This is a genomic window from Streptomonospora mangrovi, assembly GCF_027604915.1.
Lineage (GTDB): Bacteria > Actinomycetota > Actinomycetes > Streptosporangiales > Streptosporangiaceae > Streptomonospora > Streptomonospora mangrovi.
Map to the genome: position 1 here is coordinate 80,828 of NZ_JAJAQC010000005.1, position 22,377 is coordinate 103,204.

The 22,377-nt window shown below is 75.5% G+C and carries 20 protein-coding genes and 1 tRNA gene; 5 read left to right on the forward strand and 16 right to left on the reverse strand.

Features of this window, described 5'->3' with window-relative positions:
• The first annotated feature begins 206 nt into the window (after nt 1–206).
• Nucleotides 207–392 (forward strand): DUF5703 family protein, encoded by a 186-nt coding sequence (locus LG943_RS04430; protein WP_179767822.1) that lies wholly within the window; start codon nt 207–209, stop codon nt 390–392.
• Between the two features lie 340 nt (nt 393–732).
• On the opposite strand, the gene LG943_RS04435 is transcribed toward LG943_RS04430, so the two are convergent.
• The 4 genes from LG943_RS04435 to LG943_RS04450 form a co-directional block, all read right to left on the reverse strand.
• Entirely contained in the window at nt 733–2,211 is a 1,479-nt protein-coding gene (locus LG943_RS04435; protein ID WP_270070866.1) for a chaplin family protein, read from the reverse strand.
• 316 nt (nt 2,212–2,527) lie between these two features.
• Complete coding sequence (locus LG943_RS04440) at nt 2,528–3,343, reverse strand: chaplin family protein (protein ID WP_270070867.1); 816 nt, start codon at nt 3,341–3,343, stop codon at nt 2,528–2,530.
• A gap of 165 nt (nt 3,344–3,508) precedes the next feature.
• Nucleotides 3,509–4,675, reverse strand: coding sequence for a hypothetical protein (locus tag LG943_RS04445; protein ID WP_270070868.1), 1,167 nt, complete (start codon nt 4,673–4,675; stop codon nt 3,509–3,511).
• A 440-nt stretch (nt 4,676–5,115) separates the two neighbouring features.
• On the reverse strand, nt 5,116–6,438 hold the full coding sequence (locus tag LG943_RS04450; RefSeq protein WP_270070869.1) for a M20/M25/M40 family metallo-hydrolase: 1,323 nt from the start codon (nt 6,436–6,438) through the stop codon (nt 5,116–5,118).
• Nucleotides 6,439–6,576: 138 nt separating this feature from the next.
• On the opposite strand from LG943_RS04450, the gene LG943_RS04455 reads away from it, so the two are divergent.
• Nucleotides 6,577–6,661, forward strand: a tRNA-Leu gene (locus LG943_RS04455).
• 240 nt (nt 6,662–6,901) lie between these two features.
• On the opposite strand, the gene LG943_RS04460 is transcribed toward LG943_RS04455, so the two are convergent.
• The 8 genes from LG943_RS04460 to LG943_RS04495 form a co-directional block, all read right to left on the reverse strand.
• Nucleotides 6,902–7,768: an ABC transporter ATP-binding protein gene (locus LG943_RS04460; protein WP_270070870.1), complete on the reverse strand. Its 867-nt coding sequence runs from the start codon at nt 7,766–7,768 to the stop codon at nt 6,902–6,904.
• 6 nt (nt 7,769–7,774) lie between these two features.
• Complete coding sequence (locus tag LG943_RS04465; protein ID WP_270070871.1) at nt 7,775–8,560, reverse strand: hypothetical protein; 786 nt, start codon at nt 8,558–8,560, stop codon at nt 7,775–7,777.
• Nucleotides 8,557–9,153, reverse strand: a complete 597-nt coding sequence (locus LG943_RS04470; protein WP_270070872.1) for a hypothetical protein — start codon at nt 9,151–9,153, stop codon at nt 8,557–8,559. The genes LG943_RS04465 and LG943_RS04470 overlap by 4 nt, the downstream gene beginning before the upstream one ends.
• A complete protein-coding gene (locus tag LG943_RS04475) occupies nt 9,150–10,049 on the reverse strand; it encodes a hypothetical protein (RefSeq protein ID WP_270070873.1) in 900 nt (299 codons plus the stop codon). Before LG943_RS04475 ends, LG943_RS04470 begins: the two co-directional genes overlap by 4 nt.
• On the reverse strand, nt 10,033–10,596 hold the full coding sequence (locus LG943_RS04480; RefSeq protein ID WP_270070874.1) for an RNA polymerase sigma factor: 564 nt from the start codon (nt 10,594–10,596) through the stop codon (nt 10,033–10,035). Before LG943_RS04480 ends, LG943_RS04475 begins: the two co-directional genes overlap by 17 nt.
• A gap of 77 nt (nt 10,597–10,673) precedes the next feature.
• Nucleotides 10,674–11,372 (reverse strand): ABC transporter ATP-binding protein, encoded by a 699-nt coding sequence (locus LG943_RS04485; protein WP_270070875.1) that lies wholly within the window; start codon nt 11,370–11,372, stop codon nt 10,674–10,676.
• Entirely contained in the window at nt 11,373–12,176 is an 804-nt protein-coding gene (locus LG943_RS04490; RefSeq protein WP_270070876.1) for an ABC-2 family transporter permease, read from the reverse strand. It lies immediately after the preceding gene.
• Between the two features lie 354 nt (nt 12,177–12,530).
• A complete protein-coding gene (locus LG943_RS04495) occupies nt 12,531–14,015 on the reverse strand; it encodes a serine hydrolase domain-containing protein (protein ID WP_270070877.1) in 1,485 nt (494 codons plus the stop codon).
• A gap of 78 nt (nt 14,016–14,093) precedes the next feature.
• Here LG943_RS04495 and LG943_RS04500 point away from each other — a divergent pair, with 78 nt between their 5' ends.
• Nucleotides 14,094–14,738: a TetR/AcrR family transcriptional regulator gene (locus LG943_RS04500; protein WP_270070878.1), complete on the forward strand. Its 645-nt coding sequence runs from the start codon at nt 14,094–14,096 to the stop codon at nt 14,736–14,738.
• Between the two features lie 228 nt (nt 14,739–14,966).
• Here LG943_RS04500 and LG943_RS04505 read toward each other — a convergent pair whose 3' ends face one another.
• Together LG943_RS04505 and LG943_RS04510 are read right to left on the reverse strand one after the other, a co-directional pair.
• On the reverse strand, nt 14,967–15,998 hold the full coding sequence (locus tag LG943_RS04505) for an aldo/keto reductase (RefSeq protein ID WP_270070879.1): 1,032 nt from the start codon (nt 15,996–15,998) through the stop codon (nt 14,967–14,969).
• A 94-nt stretch (nt 15,999–16,092) separates the two neighbouring features.
• On the reverse strand, nt 16,093–16,515 hold the full coding sequence (locus tag LG943_RS04510) for a VOC family protein (protein ID WP_270070880.1): 423 nt from the start codon (nt 16,513–16,515) through the stop codon (nt 16,093–16,095).
• Nucleotides 16,516–16,866: 351 nt separating this feature from the next.
• On the opposite strand from LG943_RS04510, the gene LG943_RS04515 reads away from it, so the two are divergent.
• Together LG943_RS04515 and LG943_RS04520 are read left to right on the forward strand one after the other, a co-directional pair.
• A complete protein-coding gene (locus LG943_RS04515; RefSeq protein ID WP_270070881.1) occupies nt 16,867–17,268 on the forward strand; it encodes a hypothetical protein in 402 nt (133 codons plus the stop codon).
• On the forward strand, nt 17,268–20,459 hold the full coding sequence (locus tag LG943_RS04520) for a DUF4132 domain-containing protein (RefSeq protein WP_270070882.1): 3,192 nt from the start codon (nt 17,268–17,270) through the stop codon (nt 20,457–20,459). Before LG943_RS04515 ends, LG943_RS04520 begins: the two co-directional genes overlap by 1 nt.
• Nucleotides 20,460–20,525: 66 nt before the next feature.
• Here the strand turns inward: LG943_RS04520 and LG943_RS04525 are convergent, their stop codons facing one another.
• Nucleotides 20,526–21,185, reverse strand: a complete 660-nt coding sequence (locus tag LG943_RS04525; RefSeq protein WP_270070883.1) for a response regulator — start codon at nt 21,183–21,185, stop codon at nt 20,526–20,528.
• Nucleotides 21,182–22,333 (reverse strand): sensor histidine kinase, encoded by a 1,152-nt coding sequence (locus tag LG943_RS04530; protein WP_270070884.1) that lies wholly within the window; start codon nt 22,331–22,333, stop codon nt 21,182–21,184. The genes LG943_RS04525 and LG943_RS04530 overlap by 4 nt, the downstream gene beginning before the upstream one ends.
• Nucleotides 22,334–22,377 lie beyond the last annotated feature (44 nt).

Consider the following 22,377-nt stretch of genomic DNA (forward strand, 5'->3'; position numbering starts at 1 on the left):
TGTCTGTGTGCGACCGGTCAACGCGGATCGCCGGCCGATGGATTCCCAGCCACTGACGGTAACCGACGCCACCGCGCCGCGCCTCCCGCGTCGCCGCGGCCGGGCGCTCCCGCGCCGCGGCGGGCGGCGGCCGGCCGCGGCGTCGCGGCGCTCACGTGTACGAACGGTATGGCACGAACGCGCGTGGCGGTCGCAGAATAAGAATGATGCTTGAGTACGAATACCGGGAGATCCGCTTCCCGCGCGGCACGTCGCGTAACGCCACCCGACAGGCGCTGACCGACCAGGCCGAGTACGGGAAATGGGAACTTGCCCGGGTACGCCTGTTCCCCGACGGAAGCCGCAAGGTGACACTGCGCCGGAAGATCATCCGACAACTCCGCTTGTTGTGATTTCCGACACACTCGTCTCGACGTGCGGGGGCGGTGGCCGGATCCGGTCCGCCGCCCCGCACAGCGGCGAGCCCCCTCGGAGTGTCCGAGGGGGCTCGCCGTCGTTGGCGTCGCGGTCCGCCGCCGCACCCGCCCGCCGGTCCACCACGACCGTTGCGGCAGGAGAGCGCGGCGCCGACCGGACGCCCTCGCACCGGTGATGACGCGGCCGATGTCCGTTGGCCGCCCGCCGGTCCACCACGACCTTGTGCGGCGGGACGGCCGCGGCACCGGCCGCACAGCCGGTTCCTTCAATCTGGCGCGGCCGACCCGCCCGAGGGGCGGGGCACCGCGCGCCGGGCTACAGGCCCAGCGACTCGGTGGCCTGGCCGACCGCGTCGAGGCTCGGCGCCTCGCCGGCGGGGACCTCGGGCAGGCCCGACAGCTCGGGCGTCCGCGGCAGGTCCACGGGCACCTGCGACTCCACGGCCTGGCCGCCGGGGATCTCGGCGGGCACCTCGGCCTGGAGCGGCAGCACCTGGGTGGGGTCGGGCAGCTCGTTGCGCAGCGGCAGCGCGCCGGTGACCTGGCCGACGACGTCGCCGGGCGCGGGCAGGCCCGACTGCTCGGGGGCGGAGCGCTCGGCCGCGGGGGCCGCCTGCTCGTGGGAGGTGTGGTGCACCCCGCCGCCGGAGCCCTCGACCACCGCGGCGCCGGTGTCCTCGGAGGCCGCGCCGGCCACGCCCAGCACCGCCGAGACGGCGTTGCCGGAGATGTTGACCGGGATGTCGCCGTCGACCACGGCCTGGTTGCCGCCCAGGATCGACGCGTTGCCCGAGGTGGAGACGTCGTCGCCGCCCTTGTCCAGGACCGCCGCGCCGGTGTCGTGGGAGGCCGCGCCCGAGACGCCGCCGACGGCGCTCACCGCGTTGCCCGAGATGTTGACCGGGATGTCCAGGGGCACCACGAGCTGGTTGCCGCCCAGGATGGACCCGTTGCCCGAGGTGGAGACCTCGTCGCCGCCGTGGCCGGCGCGCTGGTGCACGACGTCGCCGCCGGCGGCGCGCTGGTGCAGGATCGGGCCGGCGTCGATGCTGCGCGAGCTGATGTGGATGGGCCGGCCGAGGTCGCTCAGGGAGTCCACCAGGAACCCGGCGCCGGGCGCGGGAGCGGTCTGGTGGGCGCGGTGGTAGCCGTCGGTGCGGGTGCCCTGCGCGCCGTGGCCGTGGTGGCCGTGGTGGCCGTGGCCGTTCTCCAGGATCAGCGCGCCGGTGTCCTCCGAGGCGGCGCCGGCCACGCCCGCGACGGCCGCGACGGCGTTGCCGGAGATGTTGACCGGGATGTCGCCGTCGATGACAGCCTGGTTGCCGCCCAGGATCGAGCCGTTCCCGCTGGTGGAGACGTCGTCGCTCTGGTGGTGGCGGTGGCCGTGCTCCAGGACGGCCGCGCCGGTGTCGTCGGTGGCGGCGCCGGCGGTGCTCAGGACGGCCGCGACCGCGTTGCCGGAGACGTTGACCGGCACCTCGCCGTCGACGACGGCCTGGTTGCCGCCCAGGATCGACCCGTTGCCCGTGGTGCTGGGGCCCTCGGCGGCGTGGTCGTGGATGACCGCGCCGGTGTCGTCGGAGCGGGCGCCGGAGACGCCGCCGACCGCGCTCACCGCGTTGCCCGAGATGTTGACCGGCACGTCGAGGTTCCCGACGAGCTGGTTGCCGCCGCCGATCGAGCCGTTGCCCGAGGTGGTCGCCTCGCTGTCGGCGAAGGAGACGCCGGTGCCGAAGGCGACGAACCCGGCCGCCAGCGCAGCGGCCGTGGCGGAGGTGCGAACCCACTTACGCATGTGGGGGTTCCTTTCGAAACGTAGATGCAGCTAAGAGTGAGATGGATCGTGTACGGCGGCGGCCGGCGCGCTCCTGGCGGGAGCGGCGCGCACCGCGCCGAAGACGTCGTCCCGTGGCCGCGCACCTGGGGGGTACGTGCCGTGTGGAACGGAGGGCGGGCCGCGGGCCGCCGCGCTGGTTCGCGCGGAGGCCGGTGGCGCGCACCCGGGCAGCTCCCCTCCGGCTGAGGAGAGGCTGACGTGAGCCCCGCGGCGTGGCCGCGTCGCGGGACTCGCGTCAGCCCCCGGTCCGGGCGGACCGGGGAGCCGATGCGGGTCAGGCCGAGCCGCGGGCCCGGCGGCGGACCAGCAGGAGGATCCCGGCGCCGGCCGCCACGGCGGCCAGGGCGCCGGCCACCAGCGGCAGCACGCCGGCGCCGGTGAGCGGGAGCGCGTCGCCGCCGGCGGCCGGGCCGCTCGCGGCGGGCGCGGCACCGTCGTCGTCGGCGGCGGGGTCGACGCGGGCGGCGGCGGGCGAGGCGGGGTCGGGGGCGCCGGCCTCCCCCTTGGCCTCGGGCGGCGCGCCGGCCGGACCGGACGGGCTGGGCGAGGGCGAGGCGGGCGAGTCCTGCGGGACCGTGGGGTCCTCGGGGCCGGCCTGCTCCTGGGCCGGGGGCTGCGCCGCGCCCGCCGCGCCGTCGGAGCATGAGGCGCCGGCGGTGCCCAGCACGGCCACCGCGTTGCCGCAGACGTTGACGGGGACGTCGCCGTCGACGACGGCCTGGTTGCCGCCCAGGATCGACCCGTTTCCGCTGGTGGTGGTGTCGCCGTCGCCCTCGTGGACGTGGGCTCCGGAGCCGGAGCCGTGGCCGGCGCCGCCGCCGGTGCCGTGGCCGCCGTAGCCGTCGGGGTGGCCGGACTGGCCGGAGCCGGTGGAGGCCCCGCCGCCCTGGCACTGGGCGCCGGCGGCGCCGAGCACGGCCACCGCGTTGCCGCAGATGTTCACCGGCACGTCGGCGTCGGCGCCGAGCTGGTTTCCCCCTCCGATGGAGCCGTTGCCGCTCGTGGTGGTGTCGGCGTGGCTGATGGGAGCCACGGAGAAGAGGCCGGCCGCGATGAGGGCGGCGAACATCGTCATGCTTTTCCGGGACATGTGACGAATCCTTGAAATAGGTCCGATACGAGGAAGACAGCAGCGAATGCGCAGAGCGTCGGGCGGCGGGAGCCCGCGGCGGTGAGTGTGCGCGGTCCGAGTGCGGGCACGCCGAAGCGCGCCGCGAATCAGGCGTGCGCGGTCAGCACGCCGGTGCGGCGCGGACTAGTCAGGCGAGAACGACGGGTCGTCCGCCGTGTAGCGGACGACCACGGACGGGTCGTCCGGCAGCGCGACACGCTGCGCGATGAGCCCCAGCGCGTGGGCGCGGGTCATCAGGAAGCCCGCGGGAGCCGCGGGGAACGGAGAGGACGACACCGCGCCGGTGGAGTCGGAGGTGTCGGGCCAGGCGGGGGTGTCAACCGGAGCCGCGCCGCCGGCGGAGTCGGCCGAGCGCGCGGCCGCGGCGGTGTCGGCCGAGCGCGCGGCCGCGGCGGTGTCGGCGACGTAGCCGAACCGGAGGTCGGCGGGGTCGACCGGTGCCGGGCGCGCGGAGGCGGGCCGGGCGTCGGGTTTGTCCGTGGCCTCGCGGGCCTCGGGGTGCGCGGGCCGCTCGGCGCCGAGGGCGGCGGGCGGATCGGCGGGCGGGAACAGGGTGGCGCCGACGGCGCCGAGGTCGACCCGGGGTGCGGTGCCGACCGCCTGGCCGAGCCGGTCGTTGAGCCGGGCCGTCTCGCCGGTGAGGCTCTGGTGGACGGGGCCGGTGAGCCGGGAGTCGCGCAGCGAGCGGTCGGCGAACCCGCCGACGCGGCTGCCCGCCTCGACGGTGCCGGTGAGGACCTCGCCGGTGCCGCGGGCGGCCCGCTGGACGACGTCGCGGGCGCCGGCGCCGGCGGCTTCGCCGGTGCGGGCCACGGTGTCGAGGACCGGGAGCCGGCCGCCGCGCTCGGAGCCGCCGGAGGCGTTCTCGGCCTCGCTGAGGGCGGCGCCGACGGCGGAGGGCAGCGGGCCGCCGAGCGGGCCGCTGCCGCCACCGCGCGCGGCGGTGCCGGCGCCCTCGGCCGCGCCGCCGCCGACCGGACCGCCTTCGGCGGAGGTCGCGGGGGCGGGCGCGGAACCGGAGGTCTGGGCCGCGGCCTCCGCCTGGGCGGACTCCGCGTGGTCGCGCGCGATGGCCGCGCCGACCTGCTGGACGGGGGCGGAGTCGGTGATCTCGGAGACCGATGCCAGGCCGGGGCCGGGGAGGTCGTCGGCCGCGGCGGCGACGCTGCCGAGCAGCCATCCCGCGGCCGCGATGCCGCTCAGCACCCCCAGGCGCAGAAGGGCGTCGCCCACGGGACGGCAGCCCGCGAGGACGGGACGGACCCGCCGCTTGCGCACTCCGAGCACCATGGATGCCTCTTCCGCCGAACACGATGACGATCAGGTCCAGGAGCACCACTCCTGCCAACCGAACGTCACCGTAGCATCACCCAACGCGATGCCGCGCGAGAAACGAAGGAACCCCGCGGAATTTCCCGCGAGGCTCCTTCGGTACCGCCGCAAAGGGGACGATCGCCAGGTCAGACGGCACATCACCGCGCATCGCCGCGCACCGGACACCCGACCGCAGACCCCCGCACACCGCGCACCCGCCGCGAACGGGTCGCGCGGGCCGGTCGCAGCGGGTGACCGCGCGGCCGACCTGCGGCCGGTCGGCGGCCCGCCGGTGGCCGGCCAGGGCCGGTCGGGGTCGGTCAGGGCCGGAGGAGGCCGAAAGGGGCGGGCGCGAACGGTGCCGGCCCGGTGCCTTACGGCCTCGGTTCCGGTCCGGCCCGCCCCTACCTCAAGCCTCAGCTCAGGTCGATGAAGCGGTCGAGCACCCGGACCCCGAACTGGAGGCCGTCCACCGGCACCCGCTCGTCCACCCCGTGGAACATGCCCGAGAAGTTCAGCTCCGGGGGCAGCCGCAGCGGGGCGAAGCCGTAGTTGCGGATGCCCAGGGTCTGGAAGCTCTTGGCGTCGGTGCCGCCCGAAAGGCAGTAGGGCACCGCCTTGGCGCCCTCGTCCTCGGCCATCAGCGCCTGCGACATCGCGCTGACGATCCCGCCGGCGAACTCGGTCTCCACGGCGGGCAGGTGGTGGATGAACTCGCGGGTCACCTTGGGGCCGAGCAGGCGGTCGACCTCGGCGAAGAACTCCTCCTCCAGGCCGGGCAGGAACCGGCCGTCGACCTCGGCGACGGCCGTGCCGGGGATGACGTTGGCCTTGTAGCCGCCGTTGAGCACCGTGGGGTTGACCGTGTGGCGCAGGGTGGCGCCGATCATGCTCGCGACCGTGCCCAGGCGGGCGACGGTGGACTCGACGTCGTCCTCGTCGAAGGGGATGCCGAACTCGGCGCAGATCTCCTCAAGGAAGGTGCGCACGGTCGTGGTGAGCTGGACGGGGAACCGGTGCCGGCCGAGGCGGGCGACGGCGTCGGCCAGCTCGGTCACGGCGTTGTCGTCGTTGACCATGGACCCGTGGCCGGCGGTGCCGCGCGCCGTGAGGCGCATCCAGGCGATGCCCTTCTCGGCGGTCTCGATGAGGTAGAGGCGCCGGTTCTCGCCCACGGTGACGCTGAAGCCGCCGACCTCGCTGATGGCCTCGCTGCAATCGGCGAACAGCTCGGGGTGCTGGTCCACGAGCCACTTGGCGCCCCACGTGCCGCCGGCCTCCTCGTCGGCGAGGAACGCCAGCACGATGTCGCGGGGCGGGGTGCGCTGCTCGCGCAGCCGCTGCCGCAGGACGGCCAGGACCATGGCGTCCATGTCCTTCATGTCCACGGCGCCCCGGCCCCAGACGCAGCCGTCGGCGAGTTCGCCGGAGAAGGGGTGGTGCGTCCAGTCGGCGGCGTCGGCCGGGACCACGTCCAGGTGCCCGTGGATCAGCAGCGGCGCCCGCCCGGGGTCGGCGCCGGGAATGCGCGCGACCACGCTGCTGCGCCCCGGGTGGGACTCGTAGACGGTCGGCTCGACGCCGACCTCGTCCAGCTTCTCGGCCACGTACTCGGCCGCCGCCCGCTCCCCGGGCCCGGAGTGGTCCCCGTAGTTGGACGTATCGATGGCGATCAGCTCCCGACACAGGTCGACGACCTCGTCCTCGGCCACAACCCCCCGGTCACGCACGTCCGCCATGCGCACCCCACCTCCTCTCGAACCGCACTGTCGACACCGACCCTGCCATCCTCCCGCACCGGGCGAAAACGATGTCCGAGCGCCCCCAGACCTTTGCTATGGTTAACCCAGCCCACGCACCACGCGCGGGGCTGCCACGTCCGGGTGGCGGAATAGGTAGACGCGCTAGCTTGAGGTGCTAGTGCCCGTTAAGGGCATGGGGGTTCAAGTCCCCCCTCGGACACCGTCTGTGGAGGCCAGTTCACCACTGGCCTCCACTTCGCGTTTCAGGACGGCCGAGTGGCCCGGGCCCCCTCTTCCGGCCGAGGTCCACCCGCCGCGCAGCGGTCCGGCAGATCACCGCCTCGGCGGTCCATCCCCCGCGTACGCGGGGCGTGGCAGGCCGTCGCCGCGGGCGCCGACGCCATCGCCGGTTCACTCACGGGGCGCGCGGCCTTCCCCCTGTCCCCGCCGCGCGGGGGCATCACGTCGGGTGGATGTCCCGCATCAGGGCGGCGTAGCCGTCCTCCAGGGTGGCGGCGACGGGGACCGCGCCCGGGGGCGGCTCGTCGGCGACCACCCGGTAGCGCATGCCCTCGGGGGTCGCGGCGGCGTTGGTGACCGCCGCTCCGGTGGGCTGGGGACCGTCGGTGTCGACAAGGTAGGTCCGGTCTTGGGCGTAAGCGGTGAGCCCGGATGTGGCGCCTGTGTAGACCACGCGGCCCGCCGCCAGTACGGCGACCCGAGGACAGGTCTGCGCCACGTCGTCCAGGACGTGTGTCGACAGCACCACGGTGCACCGCTCCCCCAACCCGGCGAGCAGCGAGCGGAACCGCATGCGCTCCTCCGGGTCCAGTCCGGCGGTGGGCTCGTCCACGATCACCAGCCGGGGATCACCCAGCAGAGCCTGGGCGATCCCCACCCGGCGCCGCATACCGCCGGAGAAGCCGCCGAGACGCAGATCGGCGCTGTCGGCCAGCCCGACCCGGTCGAGCAGGCGGGCCACGTCCGCGCGACGGGTCCGCGCGTCGTCGACGCCCTTGAGGAGGGCGATGTAGTCGAGGAACTCGCGGGCGCTGAGATCCGGGTACAGGTCGAGGTGCTGCGGGAGGTAGCCGAGGACCCGTCTGGTGAAAGCGCGTCCGGCGCGGGTGCGGAGATCGTGCCCGCCCACGACGAGGGCGCCCGACGACGGCCGCAGCACTCCCGCGAGCAGGCGCATGAGCGTGGTCTTGCCGGCCCCGTTCGGGCCGAGCAGGCCGGTCATGCCGGCGCCGAACTCCAGGTCCACCGCGTCCAGCACCGTGCGGCGGCCGAAGGTCTTGGTCAGACCGGTGATGGCGACGTCCATCCCGGGTCACCTCTTTCCCATCATGATCAGGCGCGCTCCGCCGATGAGCAGAGCGGTGGAAAGCAGTACACACGCGAGGTTCGCCAGCCCGGTCACCGTGCCGTCGGCGGCCGGGCTGAGCCAGCCGACCTGGCCGTTCCCCGCCCAGGACGGCGTGGTTCCGAACCACGCCTGGGCCGGGTACTCACCGGAGGGGACCAGGAGGGTGCCGACCGGCGTGGGCGCCCACAGCAGCCGGGGGTTCCACGCCACCGCCCAGAACCAGGCGGGCACCACGAAAGCCCGGGCCAGCGGTGCCGGGAGGACGAGTGCCAGCACCCCGGCGAGGGCGGTGATCCACGCGCATGCCGGGAGGAGTACGACCAGGAAGGCGAGCGCCGTCCACGGCAGCGCCGCGGCATCGCCGGTGCGGACAGCGGCGGCCGCCCCGAGGACCGCGGTCACCGGCAGGACGGGGAGGAGCGCCACGGCGAGCCCGCCGGCGAGGACCGCGCCTATCCGCGCCGCGCCCCGCAGCGGCACGCTGTCGAGGAGGTCGCCCAGACCGGCCGCCGTCCCGCGGCGCAGGCGGTCGGCCAGCACCACGCCCACCCCGACCGGGACGACGAGGGTCAACGCCTCGGCCACCGCTCCGGCGTTGAGCCGGGCGGACTCCGCGCCGTCCAGGCGCCCCATGCCGACGAGCAGGGCCAGCGCGGCCATAGGGACCATGCCGATCCACACGCCCCGGCCGCGCGCCGCCATACGGGCCTCGTAGCACGCGACCGCCAGCAGCGCCGCCACGCCCTTCACCGCCCCTCCTCGACAACGCGCTCGGGTACCGCCCGCGGACCCAGCGCCGTCGCGATCAGCACCACCCCGAGCGCGGCGGCCGCCGGCCGGGCGACGGCGGGGGGCACGTGGACCGCCCAGAACAGGGCGTAGCCGAGCCACACCGCGACCGCCGCCCCCGACGCCGCCGCGGGCGAGTGCCGGCGGGCCCACACCCGCAGCGCGACCCCGCTCAGCAGCGCGGCAGGACACAGCGCGGCGGCCGCGGAGGCCGCGGCCTCAGGCGATCCCGCGCCGAGGGCGAGCGCCGCACCCACGAGCGCGGCCGCGACCACGGCCAGCCGGCGCGCCAGCAGCACCGGGAAGGGCACCGGGAGGGACAGGTGGAGTTCGAGCGCGCGGGTCCGCGCGAGTACGGCGATGACCGCCAGGGACGCGAGCCCCGCCAGCCCCGTCGCCGCGGCGGCGGCCAGGGCCGGCTGCGCCGCCGGTGGCGAGCCGGCGGTCACCGCGCCCCCGGCGAGCCCGGCGGCGAGCAGGGCCGGGGCGGCCATGCCGCAGTGGCGCGCCTCGTACCGCAGCAGCGCCGGCGGGACCAAGGTGCGCGCGCTCATACACCGCCCCGGAGGACGCGCGCCGGATACCCGGTCAGCAGCGCGGCGCACCCGATCAGCAGGAGGGACGCCGCCAGCGTTCCGGCGTTCGTCGTCCACACCGCGGCGAGCACGGCGGTGAACCGCCCCGGGACGGGCAGGACGCCCCCGACGGCCACCACCGCCCCGATGACCCACCCGCATCCTCCCAGCACCGCCCCCGCCGCCGGGGACTGCCACACCGCGCCGAACGCGGCGAGTGCGGCCGTGAGCAGGGCCGGCCCCAGCCACGACGCGACAAGTTGGGGGGCGTCCGCAGCGCCCTCCGCCACCCGGCCGACGGCGGCCGTGAGCACCAGGGCGGCGGCCAGGTCGACGGCCACGACGAGCGCCAGCCGGCACAGCCACACCGCGACGGGCGGCACCGGCAGGGAGTGGAGCAGTTCGCTGCGGGGATCGCGGCGCGGTTCGCACACGGCGAGGACCCCGGCCGTCAGGAGCAGGGTGACGCCGGGCCCCAGCAGCGGCTCCGCGATCGGCTCCGCGCGCCAGGCCGCCGCCAGCAGCAGGACGAAGCCCAAGGCGGTCAGCGGCCACAGCGAGCGGGGCACCAGACGCGCCTGCCGCCACACCAGCGCGGCGGTCAGCCGCCAGGACGCCGAAGCGCTCCACGCCGCGACGGGAGCCGGATCGGCGGCGGGGCGGTGCAGCTCGGGCAGGACGAGGGCGTCGAAGGAGGGGACCGCCGCGGGGGCGTTCTCCGCGTCGAGTGCGGCCGCCGCACCGCGCAGCGCCGACGCCGCCGCCACCCGCCTCCGGCACCGCGCGCACCGCACGAGGTGCCGCGCCGCACGGGCGTCCGGGGGTGCGCCGGGGCGTCCGACCGCCATGATCCGCTCGTCATCGAGGTGTCCCATGCCCCTCCTCCTCTTCCTCCGTCAGCAGCCTGATCAGGCGGGCACGGGCGTGCGCCATCCTGCTCTTGACGGTGCCGACCGGCACACCGAGCACATCGGCGATGTCGCGGTAGGGCAGTTCGTCGACGAGCGCGAGCCCGAGCACCTCGCGCGAGCGCGCCGGTAGCCGGCGAACGGCGGCCAGGATCGCATCGTGCCCGATCGTCGCGAGGACCTGCTCCTCGACGTCGACGCCGCCGTCCACGGGCTCCGGCGCGTCGTCGAGGTCGACGGTCGGGCGGGCGACGCGGCGCAGCCGGTCGTGGGCACGACGCCGGGTGATTCCCAGCAGCCAGACCCGCACGGCGGACTCCCCCCGGTAGCCGGCCGCCGACCGCCAGGCCGCCAGCCACGCCTCCTGGAGGATCTCCTCGGCCGTGCCGGTGTCGGAGGTGAGCCGGCGCAGGAGCCGCAGCATGGCCGCGGCGTGGCGCCCGTACAGGACGCGCAGGGCGTGCTCGTCCCCGTCGGCGACACGGGCGAGCAGCACCCGGTCGTCGGCTTCCACCGCGGACTCCTCCCTTCGACGGTGCCGTGTCAGCGTGCCGCGTGCGGTGGTGTGGGCGGTCATCGGTGTCCGCCTGTTCAGCCGCGGTCCAGCAGCGCGAAGAACCCCTTCTCCAGGTCACCGTCCCAAGCGAGACCGTCCAGGGGGCCGGCGAAGCGCACGGTGCCTCCGACGAGGACGGTGACCTCGTCGCAGGTCTGCGCGATCTGGTCGAGGTGGTGGCTGGAGACCAGCACCGCCACCCCGTCGGCGGCGAGCCGGCGCAGCAGCGCCCTCATGTCGCGCATGCCCACCGGGTCGAGGCCGTTGGTGGGCTCGTCCAGGACGAGCAGCCGGGGCCGCGCCAGCAGGGTGATGGCGATCCCCAGGCGCCACCGCATTCCCAGCGAGTATGCCGACACCCGGCGGTCGGCGTGGTCGGCCATGCCGACGTCCGCCAGCAGGCGGGGGATCAGGGCCGGGTCGGCACCGCGCAGGCGGGCGTGCAGGCGCAGGTGTTCGACGGCGGTGTAGCGGGACCACAGCCCGGGTTGGGTGACCAGCGCTCCGACGTCGCGCAGGACGCCGCGGGTGAAGGGGGCTCCGAACAGCTCCAGGGAGCCCGAGTCGGGGCGCGACAGCCCGGTGATGGTCTTGAGCAGCGTGGTCTTACCGGCCCCGTTGGGCCCGAGGAGGCCGTGGACGCGGCCCGTCTCCACCCGCAGATCCACTCCGGCCAGGGCCTGGGTGCGACCCAGCCGCTTGGTGAGGCCGCTGACGCGTACGGCGGTGCCCATTCACAGCTCCTTGCGGTTGACGTGGCGGGCGCCGATGGCCAGCAGTACCGCGGTCGACGCCAGGGAGAGAGCGACGGCGAGGGGGATCACCCCGGTGTCGGCCAGCGGGTCGCCGGGGGGCAGGGGGACCCCGTTGGCGCGGATCCCGGCGAGGGGCACGACCACCGTCATGGGCCAGCCCATCGGCACCGCCCACCAGACGCTCTTGTCGGCGAGCAGGGCACCGAACATCATCCCGGCGACGCCGACGCACACCGCCGGGGCGAAGCCCCACACCTCGGCGACGAGCACGCACAGCGCCACCGACGCCGATGCGGAGGCCCAGGGGACCAGGACCGCCAGCGCGGTCGGCCCGACGGTGTGCGGCCCCTCCAGAGCCACCCCGATCGGGGCGAGCAGCGCCAGCAGCAGGACTGCCTGGGCGAGGCCGAGTACGGTCAGGGCGGCGAACCTGCCGACCAGGTAGCGGTGCCGGGGCACCGCGTATCCGTAGAGGACGGCCCGCGCGCTCTCGTCCTGGCGCACCGCCATCGACGCGTACAGCGCGGCCGCCATGGGCAAAAGGACGCCCCAGAACATCACGACGACCCGGAACCAGGTGCTCCACACCTGCCCCGCCTGCCCCTCAGGCGAGGCGACCGCGATCACGCCGAGCGGGAGCACCAGGGCGAACGGGAGCCCCACGGTGAACCAGGCCGGGAAGCCGCGTCGCAACCGGGCGAGTTCGGTTGCGGCGACCGCGGCAAGCGACGGATCGTCGCGACGCGGGCGCCGCGCCCGAGCGGAGGGTGGAACGGCCGTCATGAACTCTCCTCGGACCGGTGGGATCGGATGCCGAGGAGTACGTAGCGGTCGAGAGCCCGCCCGGTTCACTCCGCGGTCACGAATCCAGGGGTCCGCTCCGCCGGACGCGCCCTCGTCCGGTCGGCCGGCCGGGGCCGCCGCATCGTGTGCGGCAGGTGCCGGCCGGGTGGGGGTTGCTGGGGGGCGGGGGTCAGCCGTTGTAGGGGGGCCGCGGTCCGGCAGATCACCACCTCGGCGACCTGGACGCGGTCCCGGCGGACCGGAACCCGACCGCACGAGACCTCCGTCATCCGACAGGGGTCCGTCGGCCGCGCCGCAACCGCCGGCTGAGCCGCAGGCAGGCACGGCCGCACGTCACGGCCGGATGCGGGCGCGCGCGGCGGCCACGGCCGCGGCGACTCGTACCGCGCCCAGGACGGCGCAGGCGGCCGCGATTCCGAGGAGCAGGCACCCCACGTCGGGCGTCCACAGCAGCAGGTCCCCCAGATCGACCCCGGCGGCGGCGGGCAGCCCCACCACCGCCGCGCCGCCCACCACCGCGCATCCCGCCAGCCACAGCGCCGTCTCAGCGGCCGCGCGGGCGGGCCGGGCCGGGACCGGGCGGCGGGTGAGGATCCGCACGGCGGTTCTGAGGCTGAGTACCGCGACCGTGATGATCACCGCGCACAGGCCGGCCAGCAGAGCGGGGTAGCCCAGACCGTTCCCGGCCGGTGCGGGCTCCCCGCCGGCGAGGACACGGGCCGCGCCCAGCCCGGTGGCGAGCAAAGCGCCGTCCTGGAAGTATCCGTGGGCGTTCTGCACCAGCACCAGTCCGCGCTCGCGCTCGGGCAGCAGCACCACCATGGCTTGGTATCCGCTGACCGCGCCGCCGTGCCACACGGTGGTGGTGCCGAGGTCGGCGTTGCGCTCGTCGACCCGCCATCCCAGCCCGTAGGAGTAGGTCGGGCTCAGCCGCGCCTGCGCGGTGTGCATGCGCGCCAGGGTCTCCCGCTCCAGCGGCGCGGCACCGTCGCCGGCCCGGCCGTTGAGATGCAGGGCGGCGAAGCGCGCCAAGTCGGTGACCGGGCCGCCGATGTAGCCGTAGCTGGGGCCGGCGGGGTCGTAGGGGGCGTCGGTGAAGGCCGTGGGTTGGCCGAACACGTAGCGGTTGCCGGGTGGGACGGCGGCCGCCTGGGCGGGGGTGGTCACGGCGTCGGCCATGCCCAGGGGGCCGAGCACGCGCTCGTTCAGGACGTCGGTGAAGGTGCGGCCGGTGGCGGCCTCCACCACCGCGCCCAGCAGCAGGTAGTTGGCGCTGCTGTAGTGGTGGCGGGCGCCGGGGGGATCGATGGGGTGGACCTGGTCGAGGTCGGCCACCGCCTGGGTGTAGGCGTCGGCGGGCGGCGCGGTGCGGTCGGTGATGCCGGTGTCCTCGGGCAGGCCGCTGGTCTGGGCGAGCAGGTGGCGCAGGGTGATGCCGCCTCCGGAGCCGTCGGCCAGTTCGAAGTCGGGCAGGTGGCTGCGCACGGGCTCGTCCAGGTCCAGGACGCCCTCCTCGGCCAGGTCCATGACGAGGGTGGCGGTGATCGGTTTGGCCACCGAGCCCCACAGCAGCGGGGTGGCGGTCTCCATCGGAGCGCCGTCGCCGTCGCGGCCCAGGGCCGCCGTGTGCTCGGTGCCCTCCGGGCCGATCACGGCGTAGGCCAGACCGGGGACGCCGGTGTCGGCCATGCGTTGGCGCAGGTAGTCGGCGACCTCCTGATCGGGGGCGGCGGGCGGGGCGGCGGCGGCCGCGCCGGGCGCGGCGAGGACCACCGCGACGGCGGTGGCGGCGCGGAGCAGAAGGGGAAGCGGACGCACAGCGGTCTCCTCGGGAGCAGAGATAACCGTATGGACATACGGTTATGGCCGCTAACCATACATTGATACGGTTATGGGGTGCCACGGACCGCCGACCACGACGCCCGCCGCCGCCAGATCGCCGAGGGGGTGCGCACGATCGTCTCCGAGGCGGGCCTGGACGCCGCGACGGTGGCACGGGTGGCCCGCGCCAGCGGGATGTCGGTGGGGCTGGTCCAGCACTACTTCCCCAGCAAGGACGCCCTGCTGCTGTTCGCTTACCGGCACGTCATGGACCGCATCGGCACCCGGGTGGCCCAGCGGGTCGCCGAAGGCGAGGCGGCGCGGGGCACCATCGCCGCCTCCCTGCGGGCGGCCCTGCGCGAGATGCTGCCGCTGGACCACGAGCGCCGCTCGGAGTACCGGGTCGCCCAGGCGTTCGCCGGCCGCTCCCTGGACAGCGCCGAACTCGCCGAGGTCGGCGCGCAGACCTCTCGGCGCCTGCGGGACCAGATCGCGGTGGCGGTGGGCAACGGCAAGGAATGCGGCGAGGTGGAGCCGGAGGTGGACACCGGTCTCGCGGCGGCGCGCGTCCTGGCGGTGACGGAAGGGCTGGCCGTGCAACTGCACCGCGAACCCCACGGCCGGGCGGGCACGCACCCCCTCGCCGAAGCCGCCGACGCGGTTCTCCTGCCGACCCTGGAGTCGGTCTTCACCGGCACGTGCCGCCAGTACTCCCGGTGAGGAGCGGCTTCCCGCCCGTGCCTCCACGCGAGTCACGGCACATCGCCGAACCGGTGTCGGACGCCGGCATGGTCCCCCTACCCCCGACCTGGTGGCGAGCGCGGGAATGGCCTGCCCGGTCCGCTCTATGGCGAGCACGGCGGCTGTCGTCGGCCGCCGACGGCCGAGGCGATGCCGCGGGCCGGTGAGGCAGCTTCTCAGGCAGGGGTCCTCACCGGCACGCGCGGGTCAGGCCGCGGCGCGGGAATCCGGTGGGCGGCGGCGCGAGGACGGGGTGGTGAGGGAGGGGGGCGTGTAGGAGATGTCCAGGGGGCCGAGGTCGGTGCCCGGGGGGACGATGGCGTCGATGCGGTCGAGGATCTCGTCGTCGAGGGTGCGGGGGGCGCCCGCCAGCAGGTCGGCCAACTGCTCCTCGGTGCGCGGGCCGATGATCACCGACGTGACGTCCGGGTGGGTGGCGGCGAACGCCATGGCCAGGTGGGTGAGGGACATACCGGCCTCCTCGGCGACCGGGAGGAGGCGTTCCACGGCGTCCAGCTTGCCCTCGTCGGTGAGGTGCCGGGGGACCCACCGCATGCGGGCGTTGTCCGGCGGCGCGGTGCCCTTGCGGTAGCGGCCGGTGAGCAGCCCCATCGACAGCGGACCCCACACCAGCACGCCCATGCCGTAGCGGCGGCAGACCGGCAGAACCTCCCGCTCGATGCCGCGGTTGAGGATGGAGTAGGTGGGCTGCTCGGTGCGCAGCCGGTGCAGGCCGCGCTGCTGGGACACCCACTGGGCCTCGACGATCTGCGGGGCCGGCAGGTTGGAGGAGCCGATGGCGCGGACCTTGCCGTCGCGGACGAGGTCGGTGAGCGCGGACAGCGTCTCCTCGATGTCGGTGTCCGGGTCGGGGTGGTGGATCTGGTACAGGTCGAGGTGGTCGGTCCCCAGCCGCCGCAGCGAGCCCTCCACCGCCCGCATGATCCAGCGGCGGGAGCTTCCCCGGCGGTTGGGGCCCTCGCCCATCGGGCCGTTGAACTTGGAGGCCAGCACGACATCGTCGCGCCGGCCCTTGAGGGCCTTGCCGACGATCTCCTCGGTCTCGCTGTAGCCGTACACGTCGGCGGTGTCCACGAAGTTGACGCCCGCGTCCAGGGCGCGGTGCACCATGCGCACACACGCGTCGTGGTCCCGGTTGCCGTTGGCGCCGAACATCATGGTGCCCAGGCAGTAGGCGCTGACCTCGATGCCGGTGGCGCCCAGTTGTCGCGTTCGCACGGTGGTGCGTCTCCCTGTGTCCGGTCGGCCGGCCGGGACCGCCGCATCTTGTGCGGCAGGCCCCGGCCGGGTGGGGGTTGCTGGGCGGTGGGGGTCAGCCGTTGTAGGGGGCGGCCACGTCGAGGACCCAGGTGATGCCGAACCGGTCGGTGAGCATGCCGTACAGCGGGGCCCACTGGGACGGCTCCAGGGGCTGGATGACGGTCGAGCCCTTCGCCAGCTTCTCCCACAGGGCGCTGATCTCGTCGGTGTCGTCGCCGCGCACGGAGACGAAGAACGGGTTGCGGCCCTGGTCCCAGGGCTGCTGGGAGGGGACGTCGTAGGCCATGACGTGGAAGCCGTTGTCGGCGGCGACCTCGCCCCAGACCACCCAGTCCGACTCGGCCTCGTCGGGCGCGCCGCCCATGTCCTTGTAGGTGATGACGGTGACGCGCCCGCCGAAAACAGACTGGTAGTGCTCCAGCGCCGCCCGAGCGTCGCCGCGGAAGTTCAGGTGCGTGGTGGTGGTGACGGACATGGCGTTCTCCTTGCTCGAAAAAGTCGGTCGGGGGCGCGCCGCAGCGGAAATGGAACCCCGCGGGCGGCAACCCCGCAGCCAGGGGCAAGGGCCTCTCTGGCGGCTTGTGGTGCCCACCATTCCAGGCATAGTGGCCAGGATGTGTCCTGTACTCCGGGGGCGAGGGGATCTTTCGCCACCGGTCGAGCGAGGCATCAGCCATCCCCGCGTGGGCGGGGAGCACCACCCTCCATCCCGCAAACCCGCCGGCCACGGCCGCGAGGGGAAGAGAGCCGGGGCGCCACCGTCCGGGGGCTCGGAAGCAGTTGGGGGCGCGGGCCGTTGTCGGTGGGCGGGCCTAGCATCTCGGGGGTGACGCGACTTATATGTGCGGATGAGACGACCTCGGGCGGGCGCGAGGCTGCGCTGGTGCTCGACCTGGCCGGGGAGCGCGTGAGTGTGCGCGAGGTGATCCGGCGGAGGGTGTTCCAGGAGGCCGCGGAGTACAACGCGCGCGCGTCCTCGGGGCCGTTTCGGGGGCTGGTGCGGCCCACCGAGGCCGAGGCGGTGCTGAACGGGCCGCGTGGGCCGGTGCATCCGCCGGTGCGGGTGGATCCCGAGGAGCAGTTCGCGGCCGCGGTGGCGGCGTTCTCCCGCAACGGGTTCCTCGTCCTGACCGGGGAGCGCCAGCTCACCGACCTGGACGAGGAGATCGAGCTGACCCCCGGCCTGGAGGTCACCTTCCTCAAGCTCGTCCCCCTGGTGGGTGGCTGATGCCCGACTTCGACGCGTTCCACGACTTCGAGACCGCGCTGCTGGCCGCCGCCGAGGGCGGCGACCTCGACGCGGCCTGCGAGACGGTGGTGGCCGCCGACGACTTCCCGGGGGCGGTCCGGCGCATGCCCATGCTGCCCCTCGACCTGCGCCGGCGCATGGCCGGCGCCTGCGTGGAGCTGTACCGGGCGGCCGACGACCCCGGGCGGCGCGACCGGCTCCGCACCGTGCACGCCGCGCTGCTGGCCCGCCAGACCGACCTGCTGGACTCCGACGGGTTCGAGGCCGCCGTCCTGGCCGCCATGCACATCGGCCGCACCGCCGACGACGAGAAGCGGGCCGCGCTGGAGACCGCTTTGGCCTCCGGCGACGTCCCCCGCATGGCCGACCGCCTGCGCGCGTTCGAGCCCGAGTTCCGGCGCCGGCTAGCCGAGCACGTCCTGGTCCGGATGTGGGACACGGAGACGGATCCGGCCCGCCGCGAGGGCATCCTGTGGCTGCACACCGTGCTGGCGCCCCGGCAGGGCCGCGTGGCGGGCGACTCCGCGAAGGCGCTGCTGGGCGAACTCGCCGCCCTCGGGTTCCCCGACGAGGCGATCGCGGCCCTCGGCACCGACTCCTCCCTTGAGGTGGCGGCCCGGCCCCTGGCCGAGCTGCCCCGCGACCTCCGGCGCCGCGTCGACCGGCGCTGCGCCGACCTGTACGCGGCGGCCCCCTCACCGGAGCGGCGCGAGGCGCTGGTGTGGCTGCGCGCGCTGGTGTCGGCGCGCCCGCTGGAGCAGTTGGACTACACCGACCTGGAGCCCATGCTGCGGGCCGCCGTCGAACGCGGTGACGCCGCCGCCGCGTGCGCCATGGTGCTCGGCGACCACGCCTATTCCAGCACGTCGGACAAGGTCGCCCGGCTGCCCCGCGAGACCGTGCTCCCGATCGTGGAGGAGTGCGCCGCCCGGTTCGCCGGCACCCCCGCCGCCCAGCGCCTGAAGGTGCTGCGGCTGCACGCGCGGCTGTCGCTGGCGCTGGACCGCCCCGACGACCTGCTGGCCGCCCCGCGCCAGGAGGCCCTGGCCGGCGCCGACCCCGGCGACCTGGTGCAGATCCTGACCTACCTGGAGATCGCCTGGCTGGAGCTGGCCTCCGGCCGCGACATCCCGCTCGGGTTCGGCGCCCGCGTCCGGCACGAGAGCCACGGCAACCACCCCTTCGAGGCCGAGACCTCCCGCAAGATCACCCGGCTGCTCGCGGAGCGCCACCCCCCGCTCAACGCGGGCGAGCCCTGGACCGACCTCGCCCTCGCCGAACTCGCCGACCTGCCCTCCGCCTGGACCGGACTCGTCCGCCACGCCGCCACGGCCGTCAAGGCCAAACCCGACGCCGCCTGGCGGAAGAAGGCCGGGCCGCTGCTGGCCGGGGTCGACGAGTCCGAGTTCCGCGAACGCGTCCTGGGCTGGTTGGCGCTGGTGGGCGGCGGCCGCATGCCCCACCAGTTGGACAACTACAACTACGACGCCGCCCGCGGCCTGGTGTGGCTGCTGTCCCTGCTGCCCGAGCACCCCCGGACCGTGCGCGGCCTGGGCGCCCTGCTGGAGCGGGCGCTGCGCCGGATGCCGGGTGTGGGGCCGGGCATGCCCAAGCTCGCCGGCGCCTGCGCCAACGCGCTGAGCGCGATGGAGGGCGAGGCCGCCCTGGCGGAGCTGGCCCGGCTCACCACCCGGGTGACCTACAAGTCCACCCTCAAGCTGCTGGAGGCCGGGCTGGCCGCCCGCGCCCAGGCGCTCGGGCTGGGCCGCGACGAGATCGAGGAGCTGGCCGTGCCCGCCTACGGCCTCACCGAGGTCGGCCGGCGGGTCGAGGACTTCGGCGCGGCGCGGGCAGAACTCCTGGTCGACGGCCGCCGGGCCGAGCTGCGTTGGTACAGCGCCGCCGGCGCCGAGGTGAAGTCGGTGCCGGCCGCCGTGCGGCGCGACCACCCCGAGGCGCTGAAGGAGCTGAAGGCCCAGGCCAAGGACGCCGCCGCGATGCTGACGGCGGTCGCCAGGCGCCTGGACCGCGGTTTCCTCACCGACCGCTCGTGGCCGGCGGCGGCCTGGCGCGAGCGCTACCTCGACCACCCCCTCGTCGGCACGCTGGCCCGCCGCCTCATCTGGACGGTCGACGGCACCTCCTTCGCCTGCCTCGACGGCGCGCCGCGCGACCTGGCGGGCGATCCCGTGGAGGTGCGGGGCGAGGTCCGGCTGTGGCACCCGGCGGGCCGCCCGGTCGAGGAGGTGCTGGCCTGGCGCGAGCGGCTGGAGGAGCACCGGATCACCCAGCCGGTCAAGCAGGCCCACCGCGAGGTCTACCTGCTCACCGACGCCGAGCGGCGCACCCGCACCTACTCCAACCGGTTCGCCGGGCACATCCTGCGCCAGTACCCGTTCCGCTCGCTGGCCGCCGAGCGCGGCTGGCGCGACCCCCGGCTGCGCATCTGCCACCACGACCACGCCTACCCGCCCGCCATGCGCGACCTGCCCGAGTGGGGCATCCGCGCGGAGTACTGGGTGCGCGGCGACGGCGCGCTCGACACCGCCCTGACCACCGACTCCGGCGCCTACGCGCTGCTGGCCGCCGACCAGGTGCGGTTCTACCCCGCCGACGCGCCGGAGCACGAGTTCAGCACCATGGGCGGCGGCGGGTTCGCCGCGCCCTCGGGCGAGCCGGGTCCGCTGCCGCTGGAGGAGGTCCCGCCCCGGGTGTTCAGCGAGGTCATGCGCGACGTCGACCTGTTCGTCGGCGTGACCAGCGTGGGCAACGACCCCACCTGGCAGGACGGCGGCCCCGGCGGGCGCCACCGGGAGTACTGGTCGGCCTACAGCTTCGGCGAGCTGAGCGAGACCGCCCGCACCCGCCACGACCTGCTGGTGCGGCTGCTGCCCCGCCTGGCCGTGGGCGCCCGCTGCCGGGTCGAGGGCCGGTTCCTGCACGTCGCGGGCGACCTGCACACCTACCGGATCCACCTGGGCTCCGGCAACATCTTGATGGACCCCGGCGACCGCTACCTGTGCGTCGTCCCCGACAGCACGCCCGCCGCGCCCGACACCTACCTGCCGTTCGACGGCGACCGGATGCTGTCGCTCATCCTCAGCAAGGCGCTGCTGCTGGCCGACGACACCAAGATCACCGATCCCGCGATCCTCAGCCAACTCAAGTAGCCCCCCGCCTGGACCCCGCCCTGGCCGGCGCCGACCCGCGTCGGCGCCGGCCAGGGGCGCGGCGGGCTACGGCGCGGGGTCCATCAGCCGGTGCTCCCACGCCCACACGGCGACCTCGGTGCGGTTGCGCAGGCCGAGCTTGGCCTGGATGCCCGACAGGTGGCTCTTGACGGTGCTCAGCGAGATGAACAGCTCGGCGGCGATCTCCTGGTTGGTGCGGCCCCGCGCGATCGCCCGCACCACCTCGGTCTCCCGCTCCGACAGCGGCCGGGCGGGCTTTGGCTCGGGCGGCGCCCCGGCCGCGGCGAAGCGGCGCAGCAGCCGCATGGTGACCGACGGCGAGATCAGGGCGTCGCCGGCGCTCGCGGCGCGCACCGACTCCACGAGCAGCGCGGGGCCGGCGTCCTTGAGCAGGAACCCGACCGCGCCGCTGCGCAGCGCGCCGTAGACGTACTCGTCCAGGTCGAAGGAGGTCAGCACCACCACCCGCGGCGGTTCGGCCGCGCCGGGGCCGGCCAGCGCCCGGGTGACCGCGATGCCGTCGAGGCGGGGCATGCGGATGTCGACCAGGCAGACGTCGGGCCGCAGCCGCCGGGCCGCCTCGACCGCCGCGGCGCCGTCGGCGGCCTCGGCGACCACGCTGATGTCGGGCTGGTCCTCCAGGATGATCCGCAGGCTGGCGCGGATCAGCGCCTGGTCGTCGGCCAGCAGGACGCGGATCGTCATCGGCGGCCCCGCGCGGTCAGGGGCAGCGCGGCGCGCACCGCCCAGCCGCCGCCGGGGCGCGGCCCGGCGTGCACCTCGCCGCCCAGCGCCGCCACGCGTTCGCGCATGCCCGCCAGGCCGTACCCGGCGCGGCGGGGACGGCCGCCGGAGCGGGCGGGCGGGGCGTCGTCGATGACCTCGACGGTGACGGCCGATTCGTCCTGCTCGACGCCGACGTGGACGGTGGCGGCGTGCGGGGCGTGGCGGGCGATGTTGGTCAGCGCCTCCTGCACGACGCGGTAGACGGTGCTGGTGACCTCGGGCGCCCACGCGGCCTGCCCGCCGGGCAGCCGCAGGTGCACCCGCGGCCCCCGCACGCCGAAGCGTTCGACCAGGTCGGTGAGGCTTTCGGTGCCGCGGGTGAAGGGCTGGGCGTCGTCGGTGTCGCGCAGCAGCCCCACGACGCGGCGCGTGGCGTCGAGCGCCTCGGCGCCCACGGCCTCGATCTCGGCGAAGGAGCCGGCGGCGGTGGCGGGGTCGCGGCGCGCGGCGATCGGGCCGGCCTGGGCCAGCAGCACGATCCCGGCGATGTGGTGGGCGACCACGTCGTGCAGCTCCCGCGCCAGCTCCATGCGCACGTCGCGGCGCGCCTGCTCGGCGGCGGCCGCGTTGGCGGCGTCGAGCAGCCGCAGCCACAGCCCGGCCGCGAGGGCGGCGAGGTAGGCCGCGCCGTTGACCTGGGCCACGACCCCGGTGGAGTCCGACAGCAGCGCGGCCGCCAGCCCGCCGGCGGCCACGGCGAACCCGGCCGCGCCGACGGCCGCGGCCGGCCCGACCGGCAGCGTCCGCACCGCCGAGGCGACGAGGACGGCCAGGCCCAGGGCCGTGGCGGGGCTGGGCTCGGCGGGCAGGTCGGCCGCCCATGCGGCCACCACGGCGGCCGCCGCCACGGCCAGGCCGGCCAGCGCCGCCCGCGCCCGGCCGGGCCGGCGGACCAGGGCCAGCCCGCCGACCACGGCGCCGGCCGCCAGGCCGAGCCACCAGGAGCCGCCGCCCCAGGTCGCGGCGAGCGCCGCCGCCTGGAACGCGAGCGCCGCGGCGAGGAGGGCGCCGAGCCCGGCCTCGCGGGCGAGCGCGAGGCGCCCGGCCGTCCTTCCCGCACCGTCCATGCCGCTCAGGCTAGCGACGCCCGCCGTCGTTCCGGATCAGCCGA

Bases quoted from the DNA above. Each gene is read 5' to 3' on its own strand.
- LG943_RS04470 (WP_270070872.1), bottom strand. From the start codon at position 9,153: ATGAGCGCGCGCACCTTGGTCCCGCCGGCGCTGCTGCGGTACGAGGCG.
- LG943_RS04530 (WP_270070884.1), bottom strand. From the start codon at position 22,333: ATGGACGGTGCGGGAAGGACGGCCGGGCGCCTCGCGCTCGCCCGCGAG.
- LG943_RS04475 (WP_270070873.1), bottom strand. From the start codon at position 10,049: ATGGGACACCTCGATGACGAGCGGATCATGGCGGTCGGACGCCCCGGC.
- LG943_RS04460 (WP_270070870.1), bottom strand. From the start codon at position 7,768: ATGGACGTCGCCATCACCGGTCTGACCAAGACCTTCGGCCGCCGCACG.
- LG943_RS04510 (WP_270070880.1), bottom strand. From the start codon at position 16,515: ATGTCCGTCACCACCACCACGCACCTGAACTTCCGCGGCGACGCTCGG.
- LG943_RS04490 (WP_270070876.1), bottom strand. From the start codon at position 12,176: ATGACGGCCGTTCCACCCTCCGCTCGGGCGCGGCGCCCGCGTCGCGAC.
- LG943_RS04430 (WP_179767822.1), top strand. From the start codon at position 207: ATGCTTGAGTACGAATACCGGGAGATCCGCTTCCCGCGCGGCACGTCG.
- LG943_RS04450 (WP_270070869.1), bottom strand. From the start codon at position 6,438: ATGGCGGACGTGCGTGACCGGGGGGTTGTGGCCGAGGACGAGGTCGTC.
- LG943_RS04440 (WP_270070867.1), bottom strand. From the start codon at position 3,343: ATGTCCCGGAAAAGCATGACGATGTTCGCCGCCCTCATCGCGGCCGGC.
- LG943_RS04520 (WP_270070882.1), top strand. From the start codon at position 17,268: ATGCCCGACTTCGACGCGTTCCACGACTTCGAGACCGCGCTGCTGGCC.
- LG943_RS04485 (WP_270070875.1), bottom strand. From the start codon at position 11,372: ATGGGCACCGCCGTACGCGTCAGCGGCCTCACCAAGCGGCTGGGTCGC.
- LG943_RS04525 (WP_270070883.1), bottom strand. From the start codon at position 21,185: ATGACGATCCGCGTCCTGCTGGCCGACGACCAGGCGCTGATCCGCGCC.
- LG943_RS04445 (WP_270070868.1), bottom strand. From the start codon at position 4,675: ATGGTGCTCGGAGTGCGCAAGCGGCGGGTCCGTCCCGTCCTCGCGGGC.
- LG943_RS04435 (WP_270070866.1), bottom strand. From the start codon at position 2,211: ATGCGTAAGTGGGTTCGCACCTCCGCCACGGCCGCTGCGCTGGCGGCC.